Below are 19,220 nucleotides of genomic sequence, written 5' to 3' on the forward strand. Positions count from 1 at the left end.
CCATACAGTGACGGCGAAGCGCGACCTCACCGATGAGAAGGAGCACGACCATGACGCTGGACCTGAACCTCGACCTCCGGGGACTCAACCCGGCGCCGGTCACCCCGTTCACCCCGGACGGCGCGGTGGACCACACCGCACTGGCGAAGCTGGGGACCTGGCTGGCCGGCCACGAGGATGTGAAGAGCCTGGTCATCCTGGGGCACGCCGGAGAGGGCACCTTCCTCACCCAGGAGGAGCAGGTCGCCACGATCGCGAACCTGACCGAGGCCGTGGACGTCCCCGTGATCGCCGGGATCACCGGTGAGGGCACCGCGGTCGCGGTCGCCGAGGCCAAGCGTGCGGTCGCGGCCGGCGCCAAGGCGGGTCTGATCTACCCGTCGCACGGGTGGCTGCGCTTCGGCTACCAGGACGGTGCTCCGCAGGACCGCTACCGCGCCATCTACGAGGAGGCGGGGCTGCCCTGCATCCTGTTCCAGTACCCGGACGCGACCAAGGCCAACTACGACCTCGACACCCAACTCGAGATCGCCGCCCAGGAGGGCGTGTTCGCCACCAAGAACGGTGTGCGCAACATGCGCCGCTGGGACACCGAGATCCCGGTGCTGCGGCGCGAGAACCCGGACCTGCAGATCCTGTCCTGCCACGACGAGTACCTGCTGCACACCATGTTCGACGTCGACGGCCTCCTCGTCGGCTACGGCAACATCGCCCCCGCCGAGCTGATCGAACTGATCGCCGCGGGCAAGGCCCACGACTACGACGCCGCCCGCGCCGTGCACGACCGGCTGCTGCCGGTCACCAAGGCCGTCTACCACCGCGGCTCGCACATGGAGGGCACGGTCGCACTGAAGCTGGCGCTCAAGGCGCGCGGCATCCTGGAGCACGCCACCGTCCGGTCCCCGCTCATCGACCTCTCTGCGGAGGCCGAAGAGGAGATCATTCAGGCGCTCGAGAGCGCTTCGCTCATCTGAGCGTTCCCCCGCGATGCGGTCCGCCCGAGGACCGCAGTCTCTGCCGGGTCGCCGGCACGAGCCGGGTCGGGTCGGCGGCAGGAGCCGACGGCCCGACCCTCCCCGCGGTGGGAGGCACCGACAATCCACCGCGGCAGGTGACAATGCTGTCCCGACGAGCTCCTCGGCCGCGTGCCGGGAGGGCGAGGAAACGAACCTCCATGACGACATTCGCTGCCGGAACGGGCGGGGGGTCCGCGGCCGCGACGGCCAACGCCGCCCTCGTGGCCCGGCTCGAGCGCATCCCGGTCACCCGACGCCTGTTGATGATCCGCGTCATCATCGGCTCGGCCACCTTCTTCGACGCCTACACCGTGCTGGTCATCGCGTTCGCGATGCCCAAGCTCGTCACCGAGTGGAACCTGACGCCGGCCTGGGTCGGCGCGATCCTCTCCGCGGGCTACGTCGGTCAGTTCGTCGGCGCGATCGTCTTCGGCTGGGTGGCCGAACGCATCGGCCGAATGCCCACCCTGTTGATCACCATCGTGCTGTTCGTCGCGATGGACGTCGCCTGTCTGTTCGCCTGGGGCGGCATGTCGATGCTGGTGTTCCGGTTCTTCCAGGGCATCGGCACCGGTGGCGAGGTCCCCGTCGCCAGCGCGTACATCAACGAGTTCGTCGGCGCCCGCAAGCGCGGCCGCTTCTTCCTGCTCTACGAGGCCATCTTCCCGGTGGGCCTGCTCTTCGCGGGCCTCGCGGGCTACTTCCTCGTGCCGCAGTTCGGCTGGCGCGCGCTGTTCGTCGTCGGCCTGATCCCGGCCCTGCTCATGATTCCGCTGCGGGTCCTGATGCCGGAGTCGCCGCGCTGGCTGGCCTCCAAGGGCAGGCTGGAGAAGGCCGACGAGGTCGTGTCGCTGCTCGAGCGGGAGGCGGTGAAGGAGGGCAAGCCCCTCCCGGAGCCGGTCGTCCGGCCCGTCGACCCGAGGGCGACCGCGACCTCCGACTGGCGGGAGCTGTTCCGCGGGCTGTACCTCAAGCGCACGCTGATGATCTGGGCCCTGTGGATCACCGTCTACATGGTGAACAACGGCCTGGTCACGTGGCTGCCCACGCTCTACCAGCAGGTGTTCAAGCTGCCCCTGCAGACCAGCCTGCTCTACGGCTGGATCACCTCCGCCGTCGGTGTCGTCGCGTCGGTCCTCTGCGCGCTCTACATCGACAAGGTCGGCCGGAAGCGCTGGTACGCGATCGCCTTCGTCGCCGCGACGGTGCCGCTGGTCATCCTGACCGCACTCGGGGCCACGACCGCCACCCAGGTGGTCATCCTGGCGCCGATCGCCTACGCGATCCTGCAGACCGTCGCCTTCTCGCTCTACCTGTACTCCGCGGAGCTCTATCCCACCAGGCTGCGTGCCGTCGGGACCGGGTTCGGCAGCGCCTGGTTGCGGGCGGCGTCGTCCGTCGGTCCGCTGATGGTGGGGTTCATCGTGGCCGACCTCGGGATCCGGTACGTGTTCGCTTCGTTCGCCGTCGTCGCCCTGATCGGCGGGCTCGTCACGATGTGCTTCGCGATCGAGACGAAGGGCAGGGTCCTCGAGGAGCTCTCCCCCTGATCCCACCCGACGGGCGAGGGCCGACCGGCCCTCGCCCGTCCTGATGGCCCGGCTCAGGCGTTGGTCGGTAGCCGAGCTCGGCGACGACGGGTGCGGGACGAGGATCGGCCGGTGGGCCATGTGCAGGCCGGCGAAGAGGGTCCGTGCAAGCTCGGTTGTCGTGGTCGTCCCGGTCCGCGGCGGCCACGAGCGGGCCGAAGCCGTCGGTGATCTTCCGGATCGCCGCTGCCCACAGGTGAGTACCGGTGACGATGGCTGGTAAGCGGTGACCAAGCGGTCACTTGGCTGTGCTGGGACTCACGGCGGGTTGTATGGAGCGATGGGTTGCGTGGAGCGGGGCGCGGTGGTGCGCCCACGGCCGGGCCTCCTCCAGCTGGGCGGCCAGGCGCAGGAGCGTCGCCTCGTCCCCGAACCGGCCCAGGAAGTGGACGCCGATCGGCAGGCCCGCCGCGTTCCAGTGCAGCGGTACCGTCATCGCCGGGTTCCCGGTGATGTTCGCGACGACCAGCGGGTATGCCACCGTGTCGGCGCCGCGCTCGGCTGCCCGCAACGGTTCCTCCGATGTCGAGGTGATCTCGCCGAGCAGCGCGGGCGGCTCGGACATCGTGGGGGTGAGCCAGGCGTCGAAGCCGGTGAGGAACCGCGCGACAGTGCGGGCGAAGGCCTGGAGGTCCGTCACCGCGAGGAGGTGGTCGGCCGCGCTGACCTGCTCGCCACGCTCCCAGTAGGCGCGGGTCAGCGGGTCCAGCTCGTCGGGGCCGGGTCGGCGGCCGAGACGCCGGGCCCAGTATCCGACGATCCACGCCGTCGCGCTGTCGAAGACGGTCCCGATCGCGGCACCCACGGTCTCGTCGAGCCCGGGCAGGTCGGCCTCGACGAGCTCGTGCCCCAGCGACGCGCAGAGCGCCACCGCGTCGTCGAGCGCCGCGACGCAGTCGGCGTGGCCGGGCGCTCCGCCGGGCGTCCGCGGGCTGTACGCGATGCGGAGCCTGCCGGGATCGGCGCCGACCTCCGCGAGCAACGGCCCGGCCAAGGGCGGCGCGGGATAGGGATCGCCGATCATGGGGCCCGCTGTGGCGTCGAGCAGGGCCGCGCTGTCGCGCACCGAGACGGTGAGCGCGTGCTCGGCGGCCCATCCGCACACCGCGTCGCCGTACTCGGGACCGAGTGGGTTGCGGGCCCTGGTCGGCTTGAGCCCGAACAGCCCGCATGCCGCAGCCGGGAACCGCAGCGAGCCGCCCAGGTCGTTGCCGTGCGCCATCGGCACCATCCCGGACGCGACGGCGGCGGCCGAACCGCCGCTCGATCCGCTCGTCGAGTACGCCGGGTCCCACGGGTTGCGGGTGGGGCCGTACAGGGCGGATTCGCACGTCGGGGCCATCCCGAACTCCGGCGTGCCGGTCCTGCCGAGCACTACGAGCCCGGCCCGCCGCAGCCGCGTGACCAGCTCGGAGGTGTAGGGGGAAACGTGGTCGCGCAGGAACAGCGAGCCCTCGTGGAACGGCGTGCCCTCGATCTCCACGACCAGGTCCTTGAGCAGGTACGGCACCCCGGCGAACGGGCCGCGGGGGACACCGGTCCGAACGGCGTCCCGCGCCTGCTCGAACAGGGGGACGACCACGGCGCCCAGCAGCGGGTTCAGTCGCTCGACGCGCTCGATCCCCGCGTCGACGAGCTCCGCCGCCGAAACCTCGCGGCGTCGCACCAGCTCGGCCTGTGCGGTGGCGTCGAGGCAGGCGACGTCGCTGCTGAGGGTCATTGCAGCACCGTCTTCCCGGCGACGGCGAAGTGGACCTCGCCCAGCGGCTCGATCCGCGGCTGCGGGAGTCCCGCTGCCGCGACGGCCGAGCGGAAGTCGGCGCTGACGGAGAATCCTTCGAAGTCCTCCCTGCTCGGGCAACCATCGAAGACGGTGATGCCGGACCCCGTGACGACGCAGGCGTGCAGCTCGAACATGTCGGGAGGGAAGCCCTCCTGCATCCTGCCGTAGGCGCGCACGAGCGTCGTCGGGTCGCCGTCGAAGTGGTAGGCGCTGAGGAACATGGTCTTCTCTCCTTCTTCCGGTGGGTCACCTGAGAGGCGCGAGTTCCGGCCTCGCGGCCCGCGAGGCCCGATCTCGCGCCGGAGAGAGGACGGAGGAGAACCGGAGGTGCACGATGAACACCGCAATCGCAGAACGGACACCCGACGCCGTGGTCGGCCAGCTCGTGGACGAGCTGGCGGGCTCGCTCGGCGTGCTGCTCGTCGCACTCGGCACGCGCGCGGGGCTGTGGAAGGAGCTGGCCGGCGCCGGGCCCGTGACGCCGGCGGAGCTTGCCGGCCGCACCGGGGTCGCCGAGCCACTGGTGCGTGAGTGGTGCCGGGCGCAGGCGGCCGGCGGCTACCTCACCTACCAGCCCGAGGTCGGGACGTTCACGCTGCCCGACGGGGTGGCGGGCGCGCTGGTGCACGGACCCGGCCTCGCGATGGTCGATGCCTGCACCGACATGTTCCGCTCGATGGGTGCCGGCTTCGACGAGTTCGCCGCCGTGTTCGTGGGTGGTCGCGGCTTCGGTTGGCACCGCCACGACGCGCTCTTCTGGCACGGCAGCGACGCGCTGACCCGGGTCGCGCTGCCGCCCGAGCTGATCGGTGCCGCGCTCGATCAGCTGGGGTCCGTGCCGGCGACGCTGGCCGCCGGTGGTTCCGTGATCGACGTCGGCGCGGGCTACGGCACGCCGACGCTCGCCGTCGCGCTGCACTTCCCTGCTGCGCGGGTGGTCGGCATCGACTACCACGAGGCATCGGTGGCGCACGCACGCAAGGCCGCGGCGGACGCCGGCGTGGCCGACCGGGTGCGGTTCGAGGTGGGGACGGCCACCGACCTGCCCGGATCCGGCTACACGCTGGTCACGTTCTTCGACTCGCTGCACGATCTCGGCGATCCGGTCGGAGCGCTGGTCCAGGCCCGCGCCGCGGTGGCCCCCGACGGCGCGGTGCTGCTCGTCGAGCCGCTCGCCGCCGACCGCGTCGAGGACAACCTGACGCCGTCCGGCCGGATGTTCTACGCGGTGTCCACGTTGATCTGCACGCCCAACGCCGTCTCCCAGACCGCCGGCACCATCGGTCAGGCGCCGCTGGGCACTCAGGCAGGCGAGGCACTGCTGCGCGAGACCGCGGCCGCCGCCGGGTTCACTCGCGTACGCAGGCTGCCCGTCGCGGCTCCGCTGAACCTGGTGCTGGAGCTGCGCCCCTGACCGGTCGATGATGGCGTCCCATGGGGACCCTGCAGTCCGCCCGGCTGGTCGGCCGTGACGCGGCACTGGCCACGATCGGTGCCGCGCTCGCGGACGCCCTCGACGGGGCCGGCGGGCTGCTGCTGGTGACCGGCGAGCCGGGCATCGGCAAGTCGGCCGTGCTCGCCGAGCAGGCGCGACGGGCGGCCATGAGCGGGGTGCGCGTGCTACGGGGCGTCGGCTGGGAGGGTGCCGGCGCCCCGCCTTACTGGTTGTGGACGCAGGTGCTGCGCGATCTCGATCCCGCGGCGACCGGCCTCTTCGAGCACGCCACCACCCGCGGCGACGCGGCGGAGGGTCGGTTCCGGCTCTTCGAGGCGGTGCGCACTGCGCTCGCGGCAGCCGCACCGCTGCTCGTGGTGCTCGATGACCTGCAGTGGGTCGACGACGACGAGCTGCGCTTCCTGGAGCTGCTGAGTCGGGGGCTGACCGCGGAGCGGGTGCTGCTGCTCGGCGCCCACCGCGACGGGGAGGCCGGTCCGTCGTTGCGGGCGCTGGCCGCGTCGACGTCTGCGTTGCCGCTGGCCGGCCTCGACGTCGACGGCGTCGCGGCGCTGATGGCCGTGGTCGCCGGGCCGGTCCCCGACGCAGGGCTGGCCGCGGCGGTGCGGGAGCGGTGCGGCGGCAACCCGTTCTTCGTCCGCGAGCTGACCCGGCTGCTGGTCGCGAGCGGGAGCTGGTCGGCGGCCGCCGTCGCCGAGGGGCACGCCGTTCCGGCCGGGGTGCGCGACACGTTGCGGATGCGCCTGGCGCTGCTCTCCCCGGCCTGTCTCGGCCTCCTGGAGCTGGCCGCCGTTGCCGGCCTCGACGTCGATCCTGCGCTGCTGGCGGAGGTGGGTCCCGACGACCTGATGGCCGTCCCCGTCCTGTTGGAGGAGGCCGAGCACGCAAGGGTGCTCGTCGCGACCGACCGGCGGTGGCGGTTCGCGCACGACCTCTACCGCGAGACGGTGCTGGCCGACGTCGCGCCTGCCCGGCGCGCCGAACTGCACAGCGTCGTCGGGGACGCCATGCTGGCCCTCTCGGCAGGCGGGGCCGACCCGGCCGCCGTCGGCGGAGCAGCGCGGTTGGCCGCGCACTTCGTCGCCGCAGGGCCCGCCGCTGCGCAACAGGCCCTGCACTGGTCGGTGCTGGCGGCGCAGGAGGCGACGGCGCGACTGGGGCACTCGGACGCCGCCCGCCACTACACGACGGCGCTGGGCCTGCTGCGCGACGTCGAGGCCGCCCCGGCCCGACGCGTGGAGCTGCTGCTCGGGCTCGCCGACGCCAGGGCCCGCGCGGGCGAACCCGACGCCACCCGCGAGGCCTACCTGCGGGCCGCCGCCCTGGCCCGGCGCTGCGCCGACCCGGCCGCACTCGCCGCGGCGGCGTTGGGCATCGCCGCGCTCGGCGCGCGCTCCGGCACCGACGACCCGGTCGGGGTCGGGTTGTTGGAGGAGACCGCCGGACTCCTTGCGCACGGCGACCACGCCGCCTTGCGCTCCCGGGTGCTCTCCGCGCTCGCTCGTGCGGTGTTCCACAGCGCGCCGGAGCAGGCCCTTGCGCGCGCACGCGCCGCCGCTGCCGAGGCGGTCGACGTCGCAGGCGGCGACCCGGCCGCGCTGGCCCACGCGCTGCTCGCCAGGCACGATGTCATGTGGGCTGCCGGCACCGGCTCGATGCGACTGCCGATCCTCGATGAGCTGCTCGTGGCGGCCGAAAGGGCGGCCGACCAGGATCTCACCGCGGAGGCAGTGCTGCTGCGGGCGGGCGCCCTGATCGAGCAGGGCAACCCCGACGGGGTTGCCGAGCTCGGTCACTACGTGCGGCTCGCGGCGCGGCTCGGCCACGCCAAGGGGCGGTGGGGGGCGCTGAGCAGGCGTGCGACGCTCGCCGAGCTCTCGGGACGGGTGGAGGAGGCGACCGCGGCCTCGGCGGAGGCGCTGGAGCTGGGCAGGGCGATCGGCCTGCCTGACGCCGATGGGGTGTTCAGCACACTGCGCGGGTCGCTCTGGGCTCTCGGCGGCCCCCTCGCCCCGATCGCGGACTTCCTGCCGGCAGCCGACCCGCTGTGGCCGATGTACCCCTTGATGGAGGCCTGGCACCACGTCTGTTCCGGCGACCGCGCCGCAGCGGCTGCGGCGATCCGCGGGTTCTCCGTACGGGTTCTCCCCGATGCCTACGACCTGGAGATCGCGGCGGCGGCCGCCGTGGTGTTCTCCGCCGTCGGAAGCACCGAGCAGCGCGAACGGGTCCATCGCCTGCTCGTTCCGCACTCCGGCCTGCACGTCGTCGTCGGGGGCTGCGCGGCCTACCACGGCGCCGTCGACCACCACCTCGGCACGCTCGAGGTCGCGCTCGGCCGGACCGCTGCGGCGATCGAGCACTTCACCAGCGCGATCACCCAGCACGACCGGCTCGGCACCGCCGCATGGGCGGAACTGAGCAGGACGGCGCTGGAGCAGCTGCGCGCTGCCGAGCCCGCGCGGGACGCGTTCCGGCTGGTGGACGGCATGTGGCGGCTCACGTTCGACGGTCGTGAGGTGCACCTGCCCGACGCGAAGGGGCTCGGCGACATCGCGACCTTGCTCGCCGCCCCGGGCCGCCCGGTCCACGTGTTCACACTGCTCGGCCGCGAAGCCCCCGCGACGGGCGCCGACCCGGTGCTCGACCGACGGGCGGTCGCCGACTACCGGCGCCGGCTGGCCGAGCTCGACGCCGAGATCGCGGAGTCGGATGGCGGCGGTGCCGCGCGGACGGAACGGGCCGAACGGGCCACCGCGGAGCGCGACGCGCTGATCGCCGAGCTGCGCGCCGCGACCGGGCTCGGTGGGCGGGCCCGCCGGCTCGGCGACGAGACCGAACGCGCGCGCAAGACCGTGACCGCCCGCATCAGGGATGCGTTGCGCCGGATCGAGCGCGTCCACCCCGAGCTCGCCTCCCACCTGCGCGACGGCGTTCACACCGGCACCACCTGCAGCTATGCACCCGTCACACCGCGCCGGTGGGCGGGCCCTCCCGGTGTCACCGGCTGACCTCGCCGCAGCCCTGCCCGACCGGTGTCCTCATCCGAGTCGGAGCCTCGAAGCAGTTCCGGAAGGCCTCCGGGAGGAGACTTCGTGTACTGGACAGTCACTTGATCTCCGGGAACGCGGGAGGCCTGAGCGATAACCGCTCTGACCTGCAAATGGCGTCGTGCTGGACCCGCATGAACGGGGCTCGTGATCGGGGACGGCCAGATCATCGAGAGTCGGCTTCGCCCAGGGTCACCGGATGTGGCAGAGCCGGCTCTCCAGCCACCAGGCGGCCCTGGCGCATCACCGGCGACCGAGCCGAATCCCCTCGAGAAGACCCACGAGGTCGTCGCGGCGGATCGGGCGCGGGTTGGCGTAGGGCGCGGCCAGGGGGAGATCGAGCATTCCGCCGAGGACGTGGCAGAGCTGGTGGCGCAGCCCCATGGTCGTCGCGTCGAGACAGGCACCGCACAGCCAGGCCCCCTCCAGCGCGGACGCTCGGGCGGAGTCGTCCGCCTCCGCCGCGGCGAGGGTGGGGAGTGCGGACGCGAGGTCGCGGATGCCGCGTTCCGCCATGGCCGCCACGACCGGAGAGCCGTCGGGTGCGTAGAGGGCCTCCATCGCGTGGGCGATCGCGTTGAGACCGCTCACCGCGGCCACGGCGGCGGGCACGGTGCGGGTCAGGTCGGGGTCGTCGACGGCCGCCGCGGGCAGCACCGCCCGGTCTCGCCCGGTCATCGATCCGCCGCTCGCGGCGACGCACCCGTCGGGCCCCACCTCGGTGAGGTCTTCGCAGCGTCGTCGACGGTGGGCACCGGGACGTGCCTGCGCGCCCGGTCGTTGATCCCGACGGCCCGGTGCCCGAGCACGGCCGTGTCGAAGTGCGCGTGGCGAAACGGCGCGCAGACCCCCTCACCGCCGACGACGTCCGCGACCTGTTCGACGTCCGCGAGTCCCTCGAGGTTCTCGCCGTCCGCCTCGCCGCCACCCGCGCGGCCGAACCCGGCCTCGCCCGCCTTCGCGAATCAGACCTCCGGCCGCGCCGAGAGCATCGCCCTGGCCGCCGACTGGTCGGTCATCGACTCCGTCGCCGCCACCCGAACACGCCGCCGCTGAGCCCATTACCGCTACGCCACAGACCAGGAGAGCCCGATGGCCCGATCATGCGTGAACACGGGTCCGCGTTCTCGACGGGCGAAGCGTCGGCGATGATCTCTACAGGCACCCGGCCTGCTGAGCGGGGTGAGCAGCAGATGCTGGCCTTCGGGCGGGCCCTGATGTCCGAGCCGAGGTTCCTCCTCCTCGACGAGCCGTCGATGGGCCTGGCACCGGTCATGACGGACGTGGTCCTCTCGAAGGTCGCCGAGCCTGCCGCGTCCGGCCTGGGCATCGTGATGGTGGAACAGAACGCGGACGCCGGACTCGACGTCGCCGACCACGTGGTGGCCCTCGCCCGCGGCTCGGTCGTCCAGGCGGGAGTTGCGGCCGGCGCGCGGGATCACGCCTCGCTCCTGCGCGCGTTCCTCGGCGAAGCGGCGCTGGAACCGGCGCCCCGGCCTCGTGCCCGAGGCGGCTCGACGACGGAATGACCGCCGGCCGGCGCGCTTGACACCGGCGCGACGGCGAGCGTTAACTAGGATAACTAGGTGCAACACCTCAGCGCGGAGGCATCGTGGCGACGGGACAGGCAGAGGTGAAACCCTCGAACGGCGTGCTGGGAGCGGAGGTCAGCGGCGTCGACTGGGGAGGGGGCGTCGAGGACGACACGATCGCGATGCTGCGCCGGGCCTGGCTGGACCATCAGGTCCTGATCTTCCGCAAGCAGGAGCTGTCGCCGGAGCGGCTGATCGCTCTCGGTCGCGCCTTCGGTGACCTCGAGGTGGTGGAGACCTTCTCCGGGCTCAGCGGGCACCCGCAGATCATGCCGCTGGTCAAGGAGGCGACCGACACGCTGAACGTCGGGGAGGGATGGCACATCGATTCGACCTATCGGGAGTGTCCCCCCGCCGGAGCGGTGCTGTACTCGGTCGATGTCCCGCCCGTCGGGGGCGACACTCTGTTCGCCAGCATGTACGCGGCCCACGAGGCTCTCTCGCCGGGAATGAAGCGGCTTGTCGGCGGGCTGCGTATGGTGCACGCCAACGGGTATCTCGGCGATGCCGCGGCCCTGGAGGATCGGCGGTCCGGGCTCGCGATGCCCGTTCGGACGGACGTCCGGGTGCGTACCGCCGAACACCCGCTCGTCACCCGGCATCCGGAGACCGGTAGGTCCGTGCTGTTCGTCAACGGCATGGTCGCCGACGGCGGGATGACCTCACACCTCGTCGACATGACGGCCGAGGAGTCCGCGCCCGTGATCCGGTACCTCTGTGCACACGCCTCGCGGGCGGAGTTCACCCTCCGCGTCGAGTGGGAGCCGGGAATGGTCGTGCTCTACGACAACCGGTGCCTGCAGCACAACGCGCCCAACGACTACCAGGGCCATCGCCGCGAGATGTGGCGGCTCTCCCTGGCGGGTGGTGTCCCCGCCGGACACCCAGGACCTGGTGCAGACCCGACAGGAACCGAACGCTGAGGAGCAGTCAGTCAATGACGGACGTCGTCGCCCCGCCGCACCCGGCCGCCGCACTGGCCCGGTGGATCGGGGAGTTCTTCCACGCCGTGCGCGAAGGCCTCCCGCTCGGGGGTCTCTTCCATGCCGAGGCGTCGTGGCGTGATCTCGTGGCCCTCACCGGTGACCTGCGCACCTTCGACGGTCGCGATGCCATCGTGGCCGAGCTCGCCGGGACCGCTGGGACCGCTGGGACCGCTGGGACCGCAGTATCCCCGATCTTCGACGAGGTCGTGTCCATCGACCGCAACGATCGGGCGATCCGCGACGCCTGGGAGGTCGTGTTCCGGTTCCGGACCGCCGCGGGGCAGGCGGACGGTGTCGTCCGCCTGGTCGACGACGGGGGCGAGCTGAGGGCGTGGACGCTGATGACCTCGCTCCGAGCCCTGCATCCCGAGCTCGCCCGCATCCCGCCCGAGCGGCCCAGCGACGCCGCGTACGAGGGGCAGGAGCGCCGGAACTGGCTCGACTTCCGCACGCTCGAGTCGAGCTACGCGGACCGGGAGCCCGAGGTCGTGATCGTCGGAGCGGGTCAGTGCGGCCTCGCGCTGGCGGCTCGCCTGCGGCAGGCCGGGGTGGATGCACTCCTGGTCGACCGCTTCGCCCGAGTCGGGGACAACTGGCGCCTGCGATACCACGTCCTTCGGCTGCACAACGAGAAGGGCTCCAACCACCTGCCGTACCTGCCGTTCCCCGAGAGCTGGCCGACCTACATCCCGAAGGACAAGCTGGGGGACTGGCTGGAGGCGTACGCCTCGGCGATGGAACTCAACGTCTGGACGTCGACGGAGTTCCGTTCGGGCGAGTTCGACGCCGGGTCGGCGACCTGGACCGTGGAGGTCGACCGGGCCGGCGAGCGGCGGGTGCTCCGGCCACGGCACCTCGTGATGGCCATCGGGGTGAGCGGGACGGCGAGGCGCCCGGACATCCCGGGTCTGGAGGACTTCCGCGGGGACATCGTCCACTCGAGCGAGTACGTGCAGGGAGCGGCCTACCGGGACAAGGCGGCCCTCGTCGTCGGCTCCGGGGTCAGCGGTCACGACATCGCCCAGGACCTCTACTGGCACGGCGCCCGCGTGTCGCTCATGCAACGCAGCTCGACCATCATCGCGAGCCTGCGCCCCGGGGCGGAGAAGGTCTACGCCCACTACCGGTCCGACGAACCCCTGGAACGGCTCGACCTGCTGAACGTCTCGGTGCCGTATCCGGTGAAGCGGGTCCGGGCGCAACGGTTGACCAGCGAGATCGCCCAGCTGGACCGGGACCTCCTCGACCAGCTCGACGCGGTGGGCTTCCGCACGCACACCGGATCCGACGGCACGGGCTTCCAGATGCAGTTCCTCCGCGCCGGCGGCGGCTACTACATCGACGTCGGGTGCTCGCAGCTGATCGCGGCGAAGGAGATCGAGGTGCTCGACGCGCACACCCTGAGCCGCGTCACCGCGGACGGGGCGGAGTTCGCGGACGGGAGCCACCGACGGTTCGACGTGATCGTGCTGTCCACCGGCTACGAGTCCGTGAGCGATGCGGTCGCCAGGATGCTCGGCCCGGAGACCGCCGCCGAGGTCGGGCCGGTGTGGGGGCTCGACGCCGAGGGTGAGCTGCGGAACATCTGCAGGCCGACCGCGCACGAGAAGCTGTGGTTCATCGCCGGTGGCCTCGCGGAGGCCCGGATCTACTCCCGGTACCTCGCGCTGCAGATCGAGGCAGACTTCGCCGGCGTCCCGCTTCCGGCCGGACCCCGATGAGCCGCACGGCGGAGCCCGCGGACGTGCGTTCCGGGTTCACGGTGACGACGGTGGCGGCGGGCGGGGTCGCGGTGCTGAGGATGGGCGGGGCCCGCGGCAACGCGCTGACCGCGCGTTCCTTCGGGCTGCTCGAGCGGGCGTTGCGGTCCGCGTTCGAGGGCGGGGCCGACGGTGTCGTGCTCACGGGCGACGGTGCGGTGTTCAGCGTCGGCGCCGACCTGAGCGCGGGGGCGCGTGCGCTCAGCGACCTGATCGCCGAGGACGGCGGCGCCGCCCCCGGATGGCTGGAGCCCGCAGGCAGGGTGACGGCGCTGATGCGCGGCGCTCCGATCCCGGTCGTCGCGGCGGTGAACGGCGACGCCGTCGGCGGCGGCGCGACACTCGCCCTCGGCGCCGACGTGCGCGTCGCGGCACCGGCAGCGCGCTTCGGTTTCGGGTTCGCGAACGTCGGGGTCGTTCCCGAGGGGGGATCGACCTGGTTGCTCCCCCGGCTCGTCGGGCTGGCCCGGGCGACGGACTGGATGGTGAGCGGCCGCCTGGTGCCGGCGTCGGAGGCGCTGCTGTCGGGACTGGTGAGCGAGGTCGTCGACGGAGACCCGGTGGATCGGGCGGTCCGGCTCGCCACCGCGCTCGGCACGAGGGTGTCGCCCCGGGCCCGCCGGGAGATCAAGCTGCTGCTCGAGGAGAACGGTGCCCGGTCCTTCGACGAGGCACGGATCGCCGAGTCGCGGATCATGCGCGAGCTCGCGTCGGGGCCGGACGCGACGGAGGGCCTGACGGCCTTCGTCGAAGGCCGGTGGCCCCGGTTCGAGCGGCTGTCGGGCGGCGGGGCCGACACGGGGACGAGGGAGGCAGCCCGATGAGTGATCGGGACGAGATCCTCGAGCTGTCCGCGCGGTACATGCACGCGCTGGACCTCGACGATCGCGAAGCATGGTTGAGCTGCTGGACCGAGGACGGCTACTTCGAGCGCTACCGCTCGACGAACCGGGCCCGGGGCATCGAGGAGCTGGGCCGGCGCATCTTCGACAAGCCCGAGCGCCCGCACGGCTTCCACATCACCTCCGACTTCGCCGTCACCGTGGACGGCGACACCGCGACCGTGCAGTGCTACCTGCTGTTCCTCAACGAGCAGAAGCGGTGCGAGGTGTCGATGTTCGGCATCTACCGCGACCGGCTCCGCCGGACCCCCGGCGGCTGGCGGTACGCGGAGCGGATCTTCGAGCCGAAGTACATCCTCGAGTCGATCCCCAACGTCATGGTCGACGCGCCGTGACCGCGTGGGCTCCACTCCGGTCCGAGGTTCGCGCGTTCCTCGCCGAGGAGGTCGAGCGCGGCGGGTTCGTCCCGCTCGTCGACTCGTGGGTCCGCGGGTTCTCGCGGGAGTTCAGCAGGCGGCTGGCGGCGCGCGGGTGGGTGGGTATGACGGTCCCGCCCGAGTACGGGGGCGCCGGGCGGTCACACGTGGAGCGGTTCGTCGTCGCCGAGGAGCTGCTGGCGGCCGGGGCGCCGGTCCTGGCGCACTGGGCGGCCGAGCGTCAGGTGGCGCCGATGCTCCTGCGGATCGGCACGGAGGAGCAGCGACGCAGGCTGCTGCCCGGCATCGTCCGCGGTGAGCTGGCCTTCGCGATCGGCCTGAGCGAACCCGACGCCGGCTCCGACCTGGCCTCGGTCCGCACGCGGGCGATCCGGGTCGACGGTGGCTGGGAGATCACCGGGCAGAAGGTGTGGACGAGCGCGGGGGACCGCGCCGACCACATGTTCGTGCTCTGCCGGACCGGCGAGTCCGCCGACCGCCACCACGGGCTGAGCCAGCTCATGGTGTCGACGTCGGCCGAGGGCTTCCGCGCCCGACCCATCGTCACCATGTCCGGCGAGGCGGAGTTCGCCGAGGTCTTCCTGGACGGGGTGTTCGTGCCGGACGCCGACGTCATCGGCGAGATCGGGCGCGGGTGGCAACAGGCGACCCAGGAGCTCGGCTGGGAACGCAGCGGCCCGGACCGCTACCTGAGCACCTTCGTGCTGCTCGCCCACTTCCTCGCGCTCGACGACCCCGCGTACGACGCCGACCGGGGGAGGCTGGCCGCACGCCTGTCCGCGCTGCGTGAGCTGTCCTGGCAGGTGGCGGAGAAGGGCCAGGCGGGCCTGGACTTCGGTGCCGACGCCGCCCTGGCCAAGGACGCCGGCACGACCTTCGAGCAGGAGAGTGTCGAGATCGTGCGCCGCGCCCTCGGATCGGACGTCCGGCGCCGTCCCGAGCTCCGGCGGCTCCTGCGCGCCGCCCAGTTCGCGGCGCCGACATTCACCCTGCGCGGCGGCACCAACGAGATCCTGCGGACGATCACGGCCCGGCAGCTGGTGGCGTCGTGACGGATGTCGACGATCTCCGCGCCGTCCTCGACGACATCGCGGCGGCGCACAGCCGGCCGCTCGACGGTGGTGCGCCGCGCGCGCCGGGGGAACTGTGGGACGAGCTGGAATCCCTCGGGCTCACCCTCGTCGGGGCCGACGAGGGCCGCGGCGGCGGTGGCGGCACGGTGGAGCATGCGATCGAGGTCGCGGCCGCGGTCGGGCGGCATGCCCTGCCGCTCCCGATCGCCGAGACCGCGGTCGTCGCCTCGTGGCTGCTCGACAGCGCCGGGCTGGACCTCCCTCCCGGACCGCTCACCGCGGCCGGGTTCGCGCGGGCGGACCGGGTGACGGCGATCCCGACCGGCGCCGGCGGCGTCCACCTGCGCGGGGTGGTCCGGGCTGTGCCGTGGGCCCGTGAGGCGGCGCACGTCGCGCTGGTCGCCGACGGCCCCGACGGCTGCCTCGTCGGGTTGGTCGAGCCTGCCGACCTCGTCCTGGCGGAGGGGGAGAACCTTGCGGGTGAGCCCCGCGACGACGCCGAGCTCGACCTCGACGCGCCGGTCTGGGCGCCGCTGCCCGGATCGGTCACCGGGGCCGGGATCCGGGCTCGCGCCGCCCTGTCGCGCAGCGTGCAGATCCTGGGCGCACTCGAACGGACCCGTGATATCACCATGGAGTTCGTCCAGCAGCGCGAGCAGTTCGGACGTCCGATCATCCGGTTCCAGGCCGTGGCGCAGTCGGTCGCCGTCCTGGCGGCCGAGGTGGCGCTCACCCGCGCCGCCGTGACCAGGTGCCTGCGGTCGGGGGCGTCGAACGGACCCGTCTGGGAGTTCGCGTGCGGTGCGGCCAAGGTGACGGCCTCGGGGGCCGCCGCGACGGTGGCCGCGATCGCGCACCAGGTGCACGGAGCCGTGGGGATCACGGCCGAGTACCCGCTCCACCGGCTGACCAGCCGGCTGCTCTCCTGGCAGGACGACGACGGGACCGAGGACGAGTGGGCCGCGGTCCTGGGCCGGTCGCTGCCCGAGCTCGGCCCGGACCCGTGGGCGGCCCTCACCGCGGGTGAGGTGCTCGGATGACGACCGCGGCACCGCTCGCCGGAATACGGGTTGTCGAGCTCGGGACCGTGCTCATGGTGCCCTTCGCCGGCCAGATCCTCGCCGACCTGGGAGCGGACGTGATCAAGGTCGAGTCCCTCGACGGCGACCCCAACCGGCAGGTCGGGCTCGGGCCCCTTCCCGACCTCTCGGGGGTCGCGCTCAACCTCAACCGGAACAAGCGGTCGCTCGCCGTCGACCTCCGGGCCGCAGGGGGCCTCGCGATCCTCGAGCGGCTCACGGCGACGGCGGACGTCTTCCTGACCAACCTGCGCCCTGCGGCGCTCGAGAAGCTGGGCGTCGGCTACGCCGACGTCCGGCAGTGGCGGCCCGACATCGTGTACTGCCGGTCGCACGGGTACGGCTCGGACAGCGGCCGGGCGGACGAGCCGGCCTACGACGACGTCGTCCAGGCGGCCAGCGGGATCGCCGGGCTGTCCGAACGGATCGGGGGTGAGCCGGGACTGCTCCCGACCGTGCTCGCCGACAAGGTGTGCGGGGTGACCATCGTCTACGCGGTGCTGGCGGCCCTGCTGCAGCGCACCACGACCGGCAGGGGCCAGGAGATCGAGGTGCCCATGTTCGACACGATGGCGGCGTTCACGCTCGTCGAGCACCTGGCCGGGGCGACGACGATCCCGCCGCTGAGCTCCCCGGGCTACGACCGGGTGCTGACACCGCACCGGCGCCCGCACCGGACCGCCGACGGATGGATCGTGGTGATGCCGTACTCGTCGCGGGACTGGGACCGGCTGTGGGAACACCTCGGCGAGCCGGGACACCGGAGCCGGCTCGCGGGGCTGTCGGCGCATGAGGTCAAACGACTCGCGCCACAGATGTACGGCTGGCTCGACGCGCATCTCGCCGAGCGCACCACCGGCGAGTGGGTGGAGACCTTCGCGATGCTCGACATCGCGGCAGCGCCCGTCGCGACCCTCGACGACCTGGTCGAGGGCTCGGCGCGCGAGCTCGGGGTGCTCCGTCCGGCGGACCATCCGGTGGCGGGCCCGTACCTGGAGATCCGCAGTCCTGTCCGGTTCGCCGCCGAGCATGCCCCGGTCCGGCCCGCCCCGCTCGTCGGTCAGCACTCGCTCGACGTGCTCGCCGAGCTCGGCATCGACCCCGCCCACGCCCGCAACCTGGTCGACAGCGGGACCGTGCGGACACCTGCTCCGACACCGGCTCCCACACCAGCACCGGCCGAGGACGAGGCACGATGAGCTCGAGTCCCCTCACCTCGCGGTTCGTCGACTTCGCCGTCGGTCTGGATCTGCGAGCCGTCCCGGAGAACGCCGTCCGGGCGGCCAAGTCGGCGATCCTCGACTGGATCGGCGTCACCCTCGCCGGGAGTGCCGAGCCGCTCGCCGCGGCCCTGCTCGCCGCCACCGGCGGCGATCGCGGGGGGCCCTGCACCGTCGTCGGCGCCGGGCTGAGGACCTCGCCGGGGACCGCCGCGCTGGTCAACGGTGCGTGTGCCCACGCGCTGGACTACGACGACTACCTGGCCGAAGGCGTCATCCACGGGACCGCGCCGCTCATGGCCGCGTTGCTCCCGGTCGCCGAGGCCCGTGGGCGGACGGGGGCGGACCTGCTGAGGGCCTTCCTCGCAGGCTACGAGGTGCAGGCGCACCTCTCCTCGGTGCTCGGCCAGCCCCTGATCCACCGCGGGTTCCACCCGACCGGGGTCCTCACCCACCTGGGCTCGGCGATCGGTGTCGGCGCGCTGATCGGGCTCCCCCGCGAGCGGCTGGCCACCTGCCTCGGCCTCGCAGGCGCCCAGGCCGCGGGCCTGCTGACGAGCTTCGGCACCATGGCGAAGCCGTTCCACGCGGGGAAGGCCGCCGCCGACGCCGTGCTCTCGGCGTTCCTGGCCGAGGCCGGCTTCACCGGCAGCCCGGCGGTGCTCGACGGTGAGCGGGGACTCCCGATGGTGCTGACGGGCATCGACGACGACCGGCTGGGCGCGGAGCTGGGGACGCGATGGCTGGTGGTGGACAACGCCGTCAAGCCGTACGCGGCGTGCGGCGCGATCCACGCGGCCATCGACGCCGCGATCCGGCTGGCGCCGCTCGTCGATCCGGCACGGGTCGAGCGGATCCGGTGCGACGTCTCCGCCGTCACCGTCCGGGCCGCCGCGATCCCGCGTCCGGCCAGCGGGCTCGAGGCCAAGTTCAGCACCCAGTACGCCGTCGCGTCGGCGCTGTTGGGTGCCGGAGCGCCCGCGTGGCACTTCACGGACCGGGGCACGCAGCGGGCGGACGTCATGGCCCTCACCGAACGGGTCGACCTGGTGAGCACCTACGAGCGGATCACCCAGGCCCGGGTCGAGGTTCTGCAGACGGACGGCACCCGCCACGCCGACGTGATCGACTGGGCGAAAGGCAGCCCGGGCAACCCGATGACCAGCGAGGACACGGCGCGGAAGTTCCTCGACCTCGCCACCGGCCGGATCGGCCCGTCGGCGGCGGCAGAGGTCGTGGCGCTCGTCGACGGCCTCGACAAGCAACCCGACCTGCGCGATCTCGCGGCGCTCGTCCGCGGGGCCGAGCCCGCGCGAGCCGACGTGTAAGGAGACAGC

Annotated in this window: 16 protein-coding genes; 13 read left to right on the forward strand and 3 right to left on the reverse strand. The window is 72.9% G+C overall.

Going from position 1 to position 19,220, the window contains the following annotated elements:
- The first annotated feature begins 50 nt into the window (after window positions 1-50).
- Together ABD993_RS04250 and ABD993_RS04255 are read left to right on the forward strand one after the other, a co-directional pair.
- Entirely contained in the window at window positions 51-974 is a 924-nt protein-coding gene (locus ABD993_RS04250) for a dihydrodipicolinate synthase family protein (protein ID WP_345412887.1), read from the forward strand.
- Window positions 975-1,174: 200 nt separating this feature from the next.
- On the forward strand, window positions 1,175-2,566 hold the full coding sequence (locus tag ABD993_RS04255) for an MFS transporter (protein ID WP_345412889.1): 1,392 nt from the start codon (window positions 1,175-1,177) through the stop codon (window positions 2,564-2,566).
- 277 nt (window positions 2,567-2,843) lie between these two features.
- Here ABD993_RS04255 and ABD993_RS04260 read toward each other — a convergent pair whose 3' ends face one another.
- Window positions 2,844-4,325 carry an amidase gene (locus ABD993_RS04260; protein ID WP_345412891.1) on the reverse strand — a complete coding sequence of 494 codons (1,482 nt, stop codon included), beginning with the start codon at window positions 4,323-4,325 and terminating at the stop codon, window positions 2,844-2,846.
- The gene (locus ABD993_RS04265; RefSeq protein ID WP_345412893.1) at window positions 4,322-4,609 is read right to left on the reverse strand and encodes a hypothetical protein; all 288 of its coding nucleotides are present in this window, start codon (window positions 4,607-4,609) and stop codon (window positions 4,322-4,324) included. The genes ABD993_RS04260 and ABD993_RS04265 overlap by 4 nt, the downstream gene beginning before the upstream one ends.
- Window positions 4,610-4,722: 113 nt before the next feature.
- On the opposite strand from ABD993_RS04265, the gene ABD993_RS04270 reads away from it, so the two are divergent.
- Both ABD993_RS04270 and ABD993_RS04275 read left to right on the forward strand, forming a co-directional pair.
- Window positions 4,723-5,802, forward strand: a complete 1,080-nt coding sequence (locus ABD993_RS04270; RefSeq protein WP_345412895.1) for a methyltransferase domain-containing protein — start codon at window positions 4,723-4,725, stop codon at window positions 5,800-5,802.
- Between the two features lie 20 nt (window positions 5,803-5,822).
- Window positions 5,823-8,855, forward strand: coding sequence for an ATP-binding protein (locus ABD993_RS04275; protein WP_345412897.1), 3,033 nt, complete (start codon window positions 5,823-5,825; stop codon window positions 8,853-8,855).
- 282 nt (window positions 8,856-9,137) lie between these two features.
- Here ABD993_RS04275 and ABD993_RS04280 read toward each other — a convergent pair whose 3' ends face one another.
- On the reverse strand, window positions 9,138-9,572 hold the full coding sequence (locus ABD993_RS04280) for a dehydroquinate synthase/iron-containing alcohol dehydrogenase family protein (RefSeq protein WP_345412899.1): 435 nt from the start codon (window positions 9,570-9,572) through the stop codon (window positions 9,138-9,140).
- A gap of 119 nt (window positions 9,573-9,691) precedes the next feature.
- On the opposite strand from ABD993_RS04280, the gene ABD993_RS04285 reads away from it, so the two are divergent.
- The 9 genes from ABD993_RS04285 to ABD993_RS04325 all read left to right on the forward strand — a co-directional run bounded on the left by ABD993_RS04285 (window position 9,692) and on the right by ABD993_RS04325 (window position 19,211).
- A complete protein-coding gene (locus ABD993_RS04285) occupies window positions 9,692-10,423 on the forward strand; it encodes a hypothetical protein (RefSeq protein ID WP_345412902.1) in 732 nt (243 codons plus the stop codon).
- 83 nt (window positions 10,424-10,506) lie between these two features.
- Window positions 10,507-11,409, forward strand: coding sequence for a TauD/TfdA dioxygenase family protein (locus ABD993_RS04290; protein ID WP_345412904.1), 903 nt, complete (start codon window positions 10,507-10,509; stop codon window positions 11,407-11,409).
- Between the two features lie 14 nt (window positions 11,410-11,423).
- On the forward strand, window positions 11,424-13,193 hold the full coding sequence (locus tag ABD993_RS04295) for an FAD-dependent oxidoreductase (protein ID WP_345412907.1): 1,770 nt from the start codon (window positions 11,424-11,426) through the stop codon (window positions 13,191-13,193).
- Window positions 13,190-14,056: an enoyl-CoA hydratase/isomerase family protein gene (locus tag ABD993_RS04300; protein ID WP_345412909.1), complete on the forward strand. Its 867-nt coding sequence runs from the start codon at window positions 13,190-13,192 to the stop codon at window positions 14,054-14,056. The genes ABD993_RS04295 and ABD993_RS04300 overlap by 4 nt, the downstream gene beginning before the upstream one ends.
- A complete protein-coding gene (locus ABD993_RS04305; RefSeq protein ID WP_345412910.1) occupies window positions 14,053-14,469 on the forward strand; it encodes a nuclear transport factor 2 family protein in 417 nt (138 codons plus the stop codon). The genes ABD993_RS04300 and ABD993_RS04305 overlap by 4 nt, the downstream gene beginning before the upstream one ends.
- A complete protein-coding gene (locus ABD993_RS04310; RefSeq protein WP_345412912.1) occupies window positions 14,466-15,563 on the forward strand; it encodes an acyl-CoA dehydrogenase family protein in 1,098 nt (365 codons plus the stop codon). Before ABD993_RS04305 ends, ABD993_RS04310 begins: the two co-directional genes overlap by 4 nt.
- Window positions 15,560-16,624: an acyl-CoA dehydrogenase family protein gene (locus tag ABD993_RS04315; protein ID WP_345412914.1), complete on the forward strand. Its 1,065-nt coding sequence runs from the start codon at window positions 15,560-15,562 to the stop codon at window positions 16,622-16,624. The genes ABD993_RS04310 and ABD993_RS04315 overlap by 4 nt, the downstream gene beginning before the upstream one ends.
- On the forward strand, window positions 16,621-17,862 hold the full coding sequence (locus ABD993_RS04320; protein ID WP_345412916.1) for a CaiB/BaiF CoA transferase family protein: 1,242 nt from the start codon (window positions 16,621-16,623) through the stop codon (window positions 17,860-17,862). Before ABD993_RS04315 ends, ABD993_RS04320 begins: the two co-directional genes overlap by 4 nt.
- Window positions 17,859-19,211 carry an MmgE/PrpD family protein gene (locus tag ABD993_RS04325; RefSeq protein ID WP_345412918.1) on the forward strand — a complete coding sequence of 451 codons (1,353 nt, stop codon included), beginning with the start codon at window positions 17,859-17,861 and terminating at the stop codon, window positions 19,209-19,211. Before ABD993_RS04320 ends, ABD993_RS04325 begins: the two co-directional genes overlap by 4 nt.
- Window positions 19,212-19,220: the final 9 nt, after the last annotated feature.

Origin of the sequence: Pseudonocardia xishanensis (assembly GCF_039541715.1) — a bacterium.
Classification (GTDB): Bacteria; Actinomycetota; Actinomycetes; order Mycobacteriales; family Pseudonocardiaceae; genus Pseudonocardia; species Pseudonocardia xishanensis.

Coding starts and splice junctions, on each gene's coding strand:
- ABD993_RS04255 (WP_345412889.1), top strand. CDS start 1,175: ATGACGACATTCGCTGCCGGAACGGGCGGGGGGTCCGCGGCCGCGACG.
- ABD993_RS04265 (WP_345412893.1), bottom strand. CDS start 4,609: ATGTTCCTCAGCGCCTACCACTTCGACGGCGACCCGACGACGCTCGTG.
- ABD993_RS04260 (WP_345412891.1), bottom strand. CDS start 4,325: ATGACCCTCAGCAGCGACGTCGCCTGCCTCGACGCCACCGCACAGGCC.
- ABD993_RS04325 (WP_345412918.1), top strand. CDS start 17,859: ATGAGCTCGAGTCCCCTCACCTCGCGGTTCGTCGACTTCGCCGTCGGT.
- ABD993_RS04250 (WP_345412887.1), top strand. CDS start 51: ATGACGCTGGACCTGAACCTCGACCTCCGGGGACTCAACCCGGCGCCG.
- ABD993_RS04320 (WP_345412916.1), top strand. CDS start 16,621: ATGACGACCGCGGCACCGCTCGCCGGAATACGGGTTGTCGAGCTCGGG.
- ABD993_RS04295 (WP_345412907.1), top strand. CDS start 11,424: ATGACGGACGTCGTCGCCCCGCCGCACCCGGCCGCCGCACTGGCCCGG.
- ABD993_RS04300 (WP_345412909.1), top strand. CDS start 13,190: ATGAGCCGCACGGCGGAGCCCGCGGACGTGCGTTCCGGGTTCACGGTG.
- ABD993_RS04280 (WP_345412899.1), bottom strand. CDS start 9,572: ATGACCGGGCGAGACCGGGCGGTGCTGCCCGCGGCGGCCGTCGACGAC.
- ABD993_RS04275 (WP_345412897.1), top strand. CDS start 5,823: ATGGGGACCCTGCAGTCCGCCCGGCTGGTCGGCCGTGACGCGGCACTG.
- ABD993_RS04270 (WP_345412895.1), top strand. CDS start 4,723: ATGAACACCGCAATCGCAGAACGGACACCCGACGCCGTGGTCGGCCAG.
- ABD993_RS04305 (WP_345412910.1), top strand. CDS start 14,053: ATGAGTGATCGGGACGAGATCCTCGAGCTGTCCGCGCGGTACATGCAC.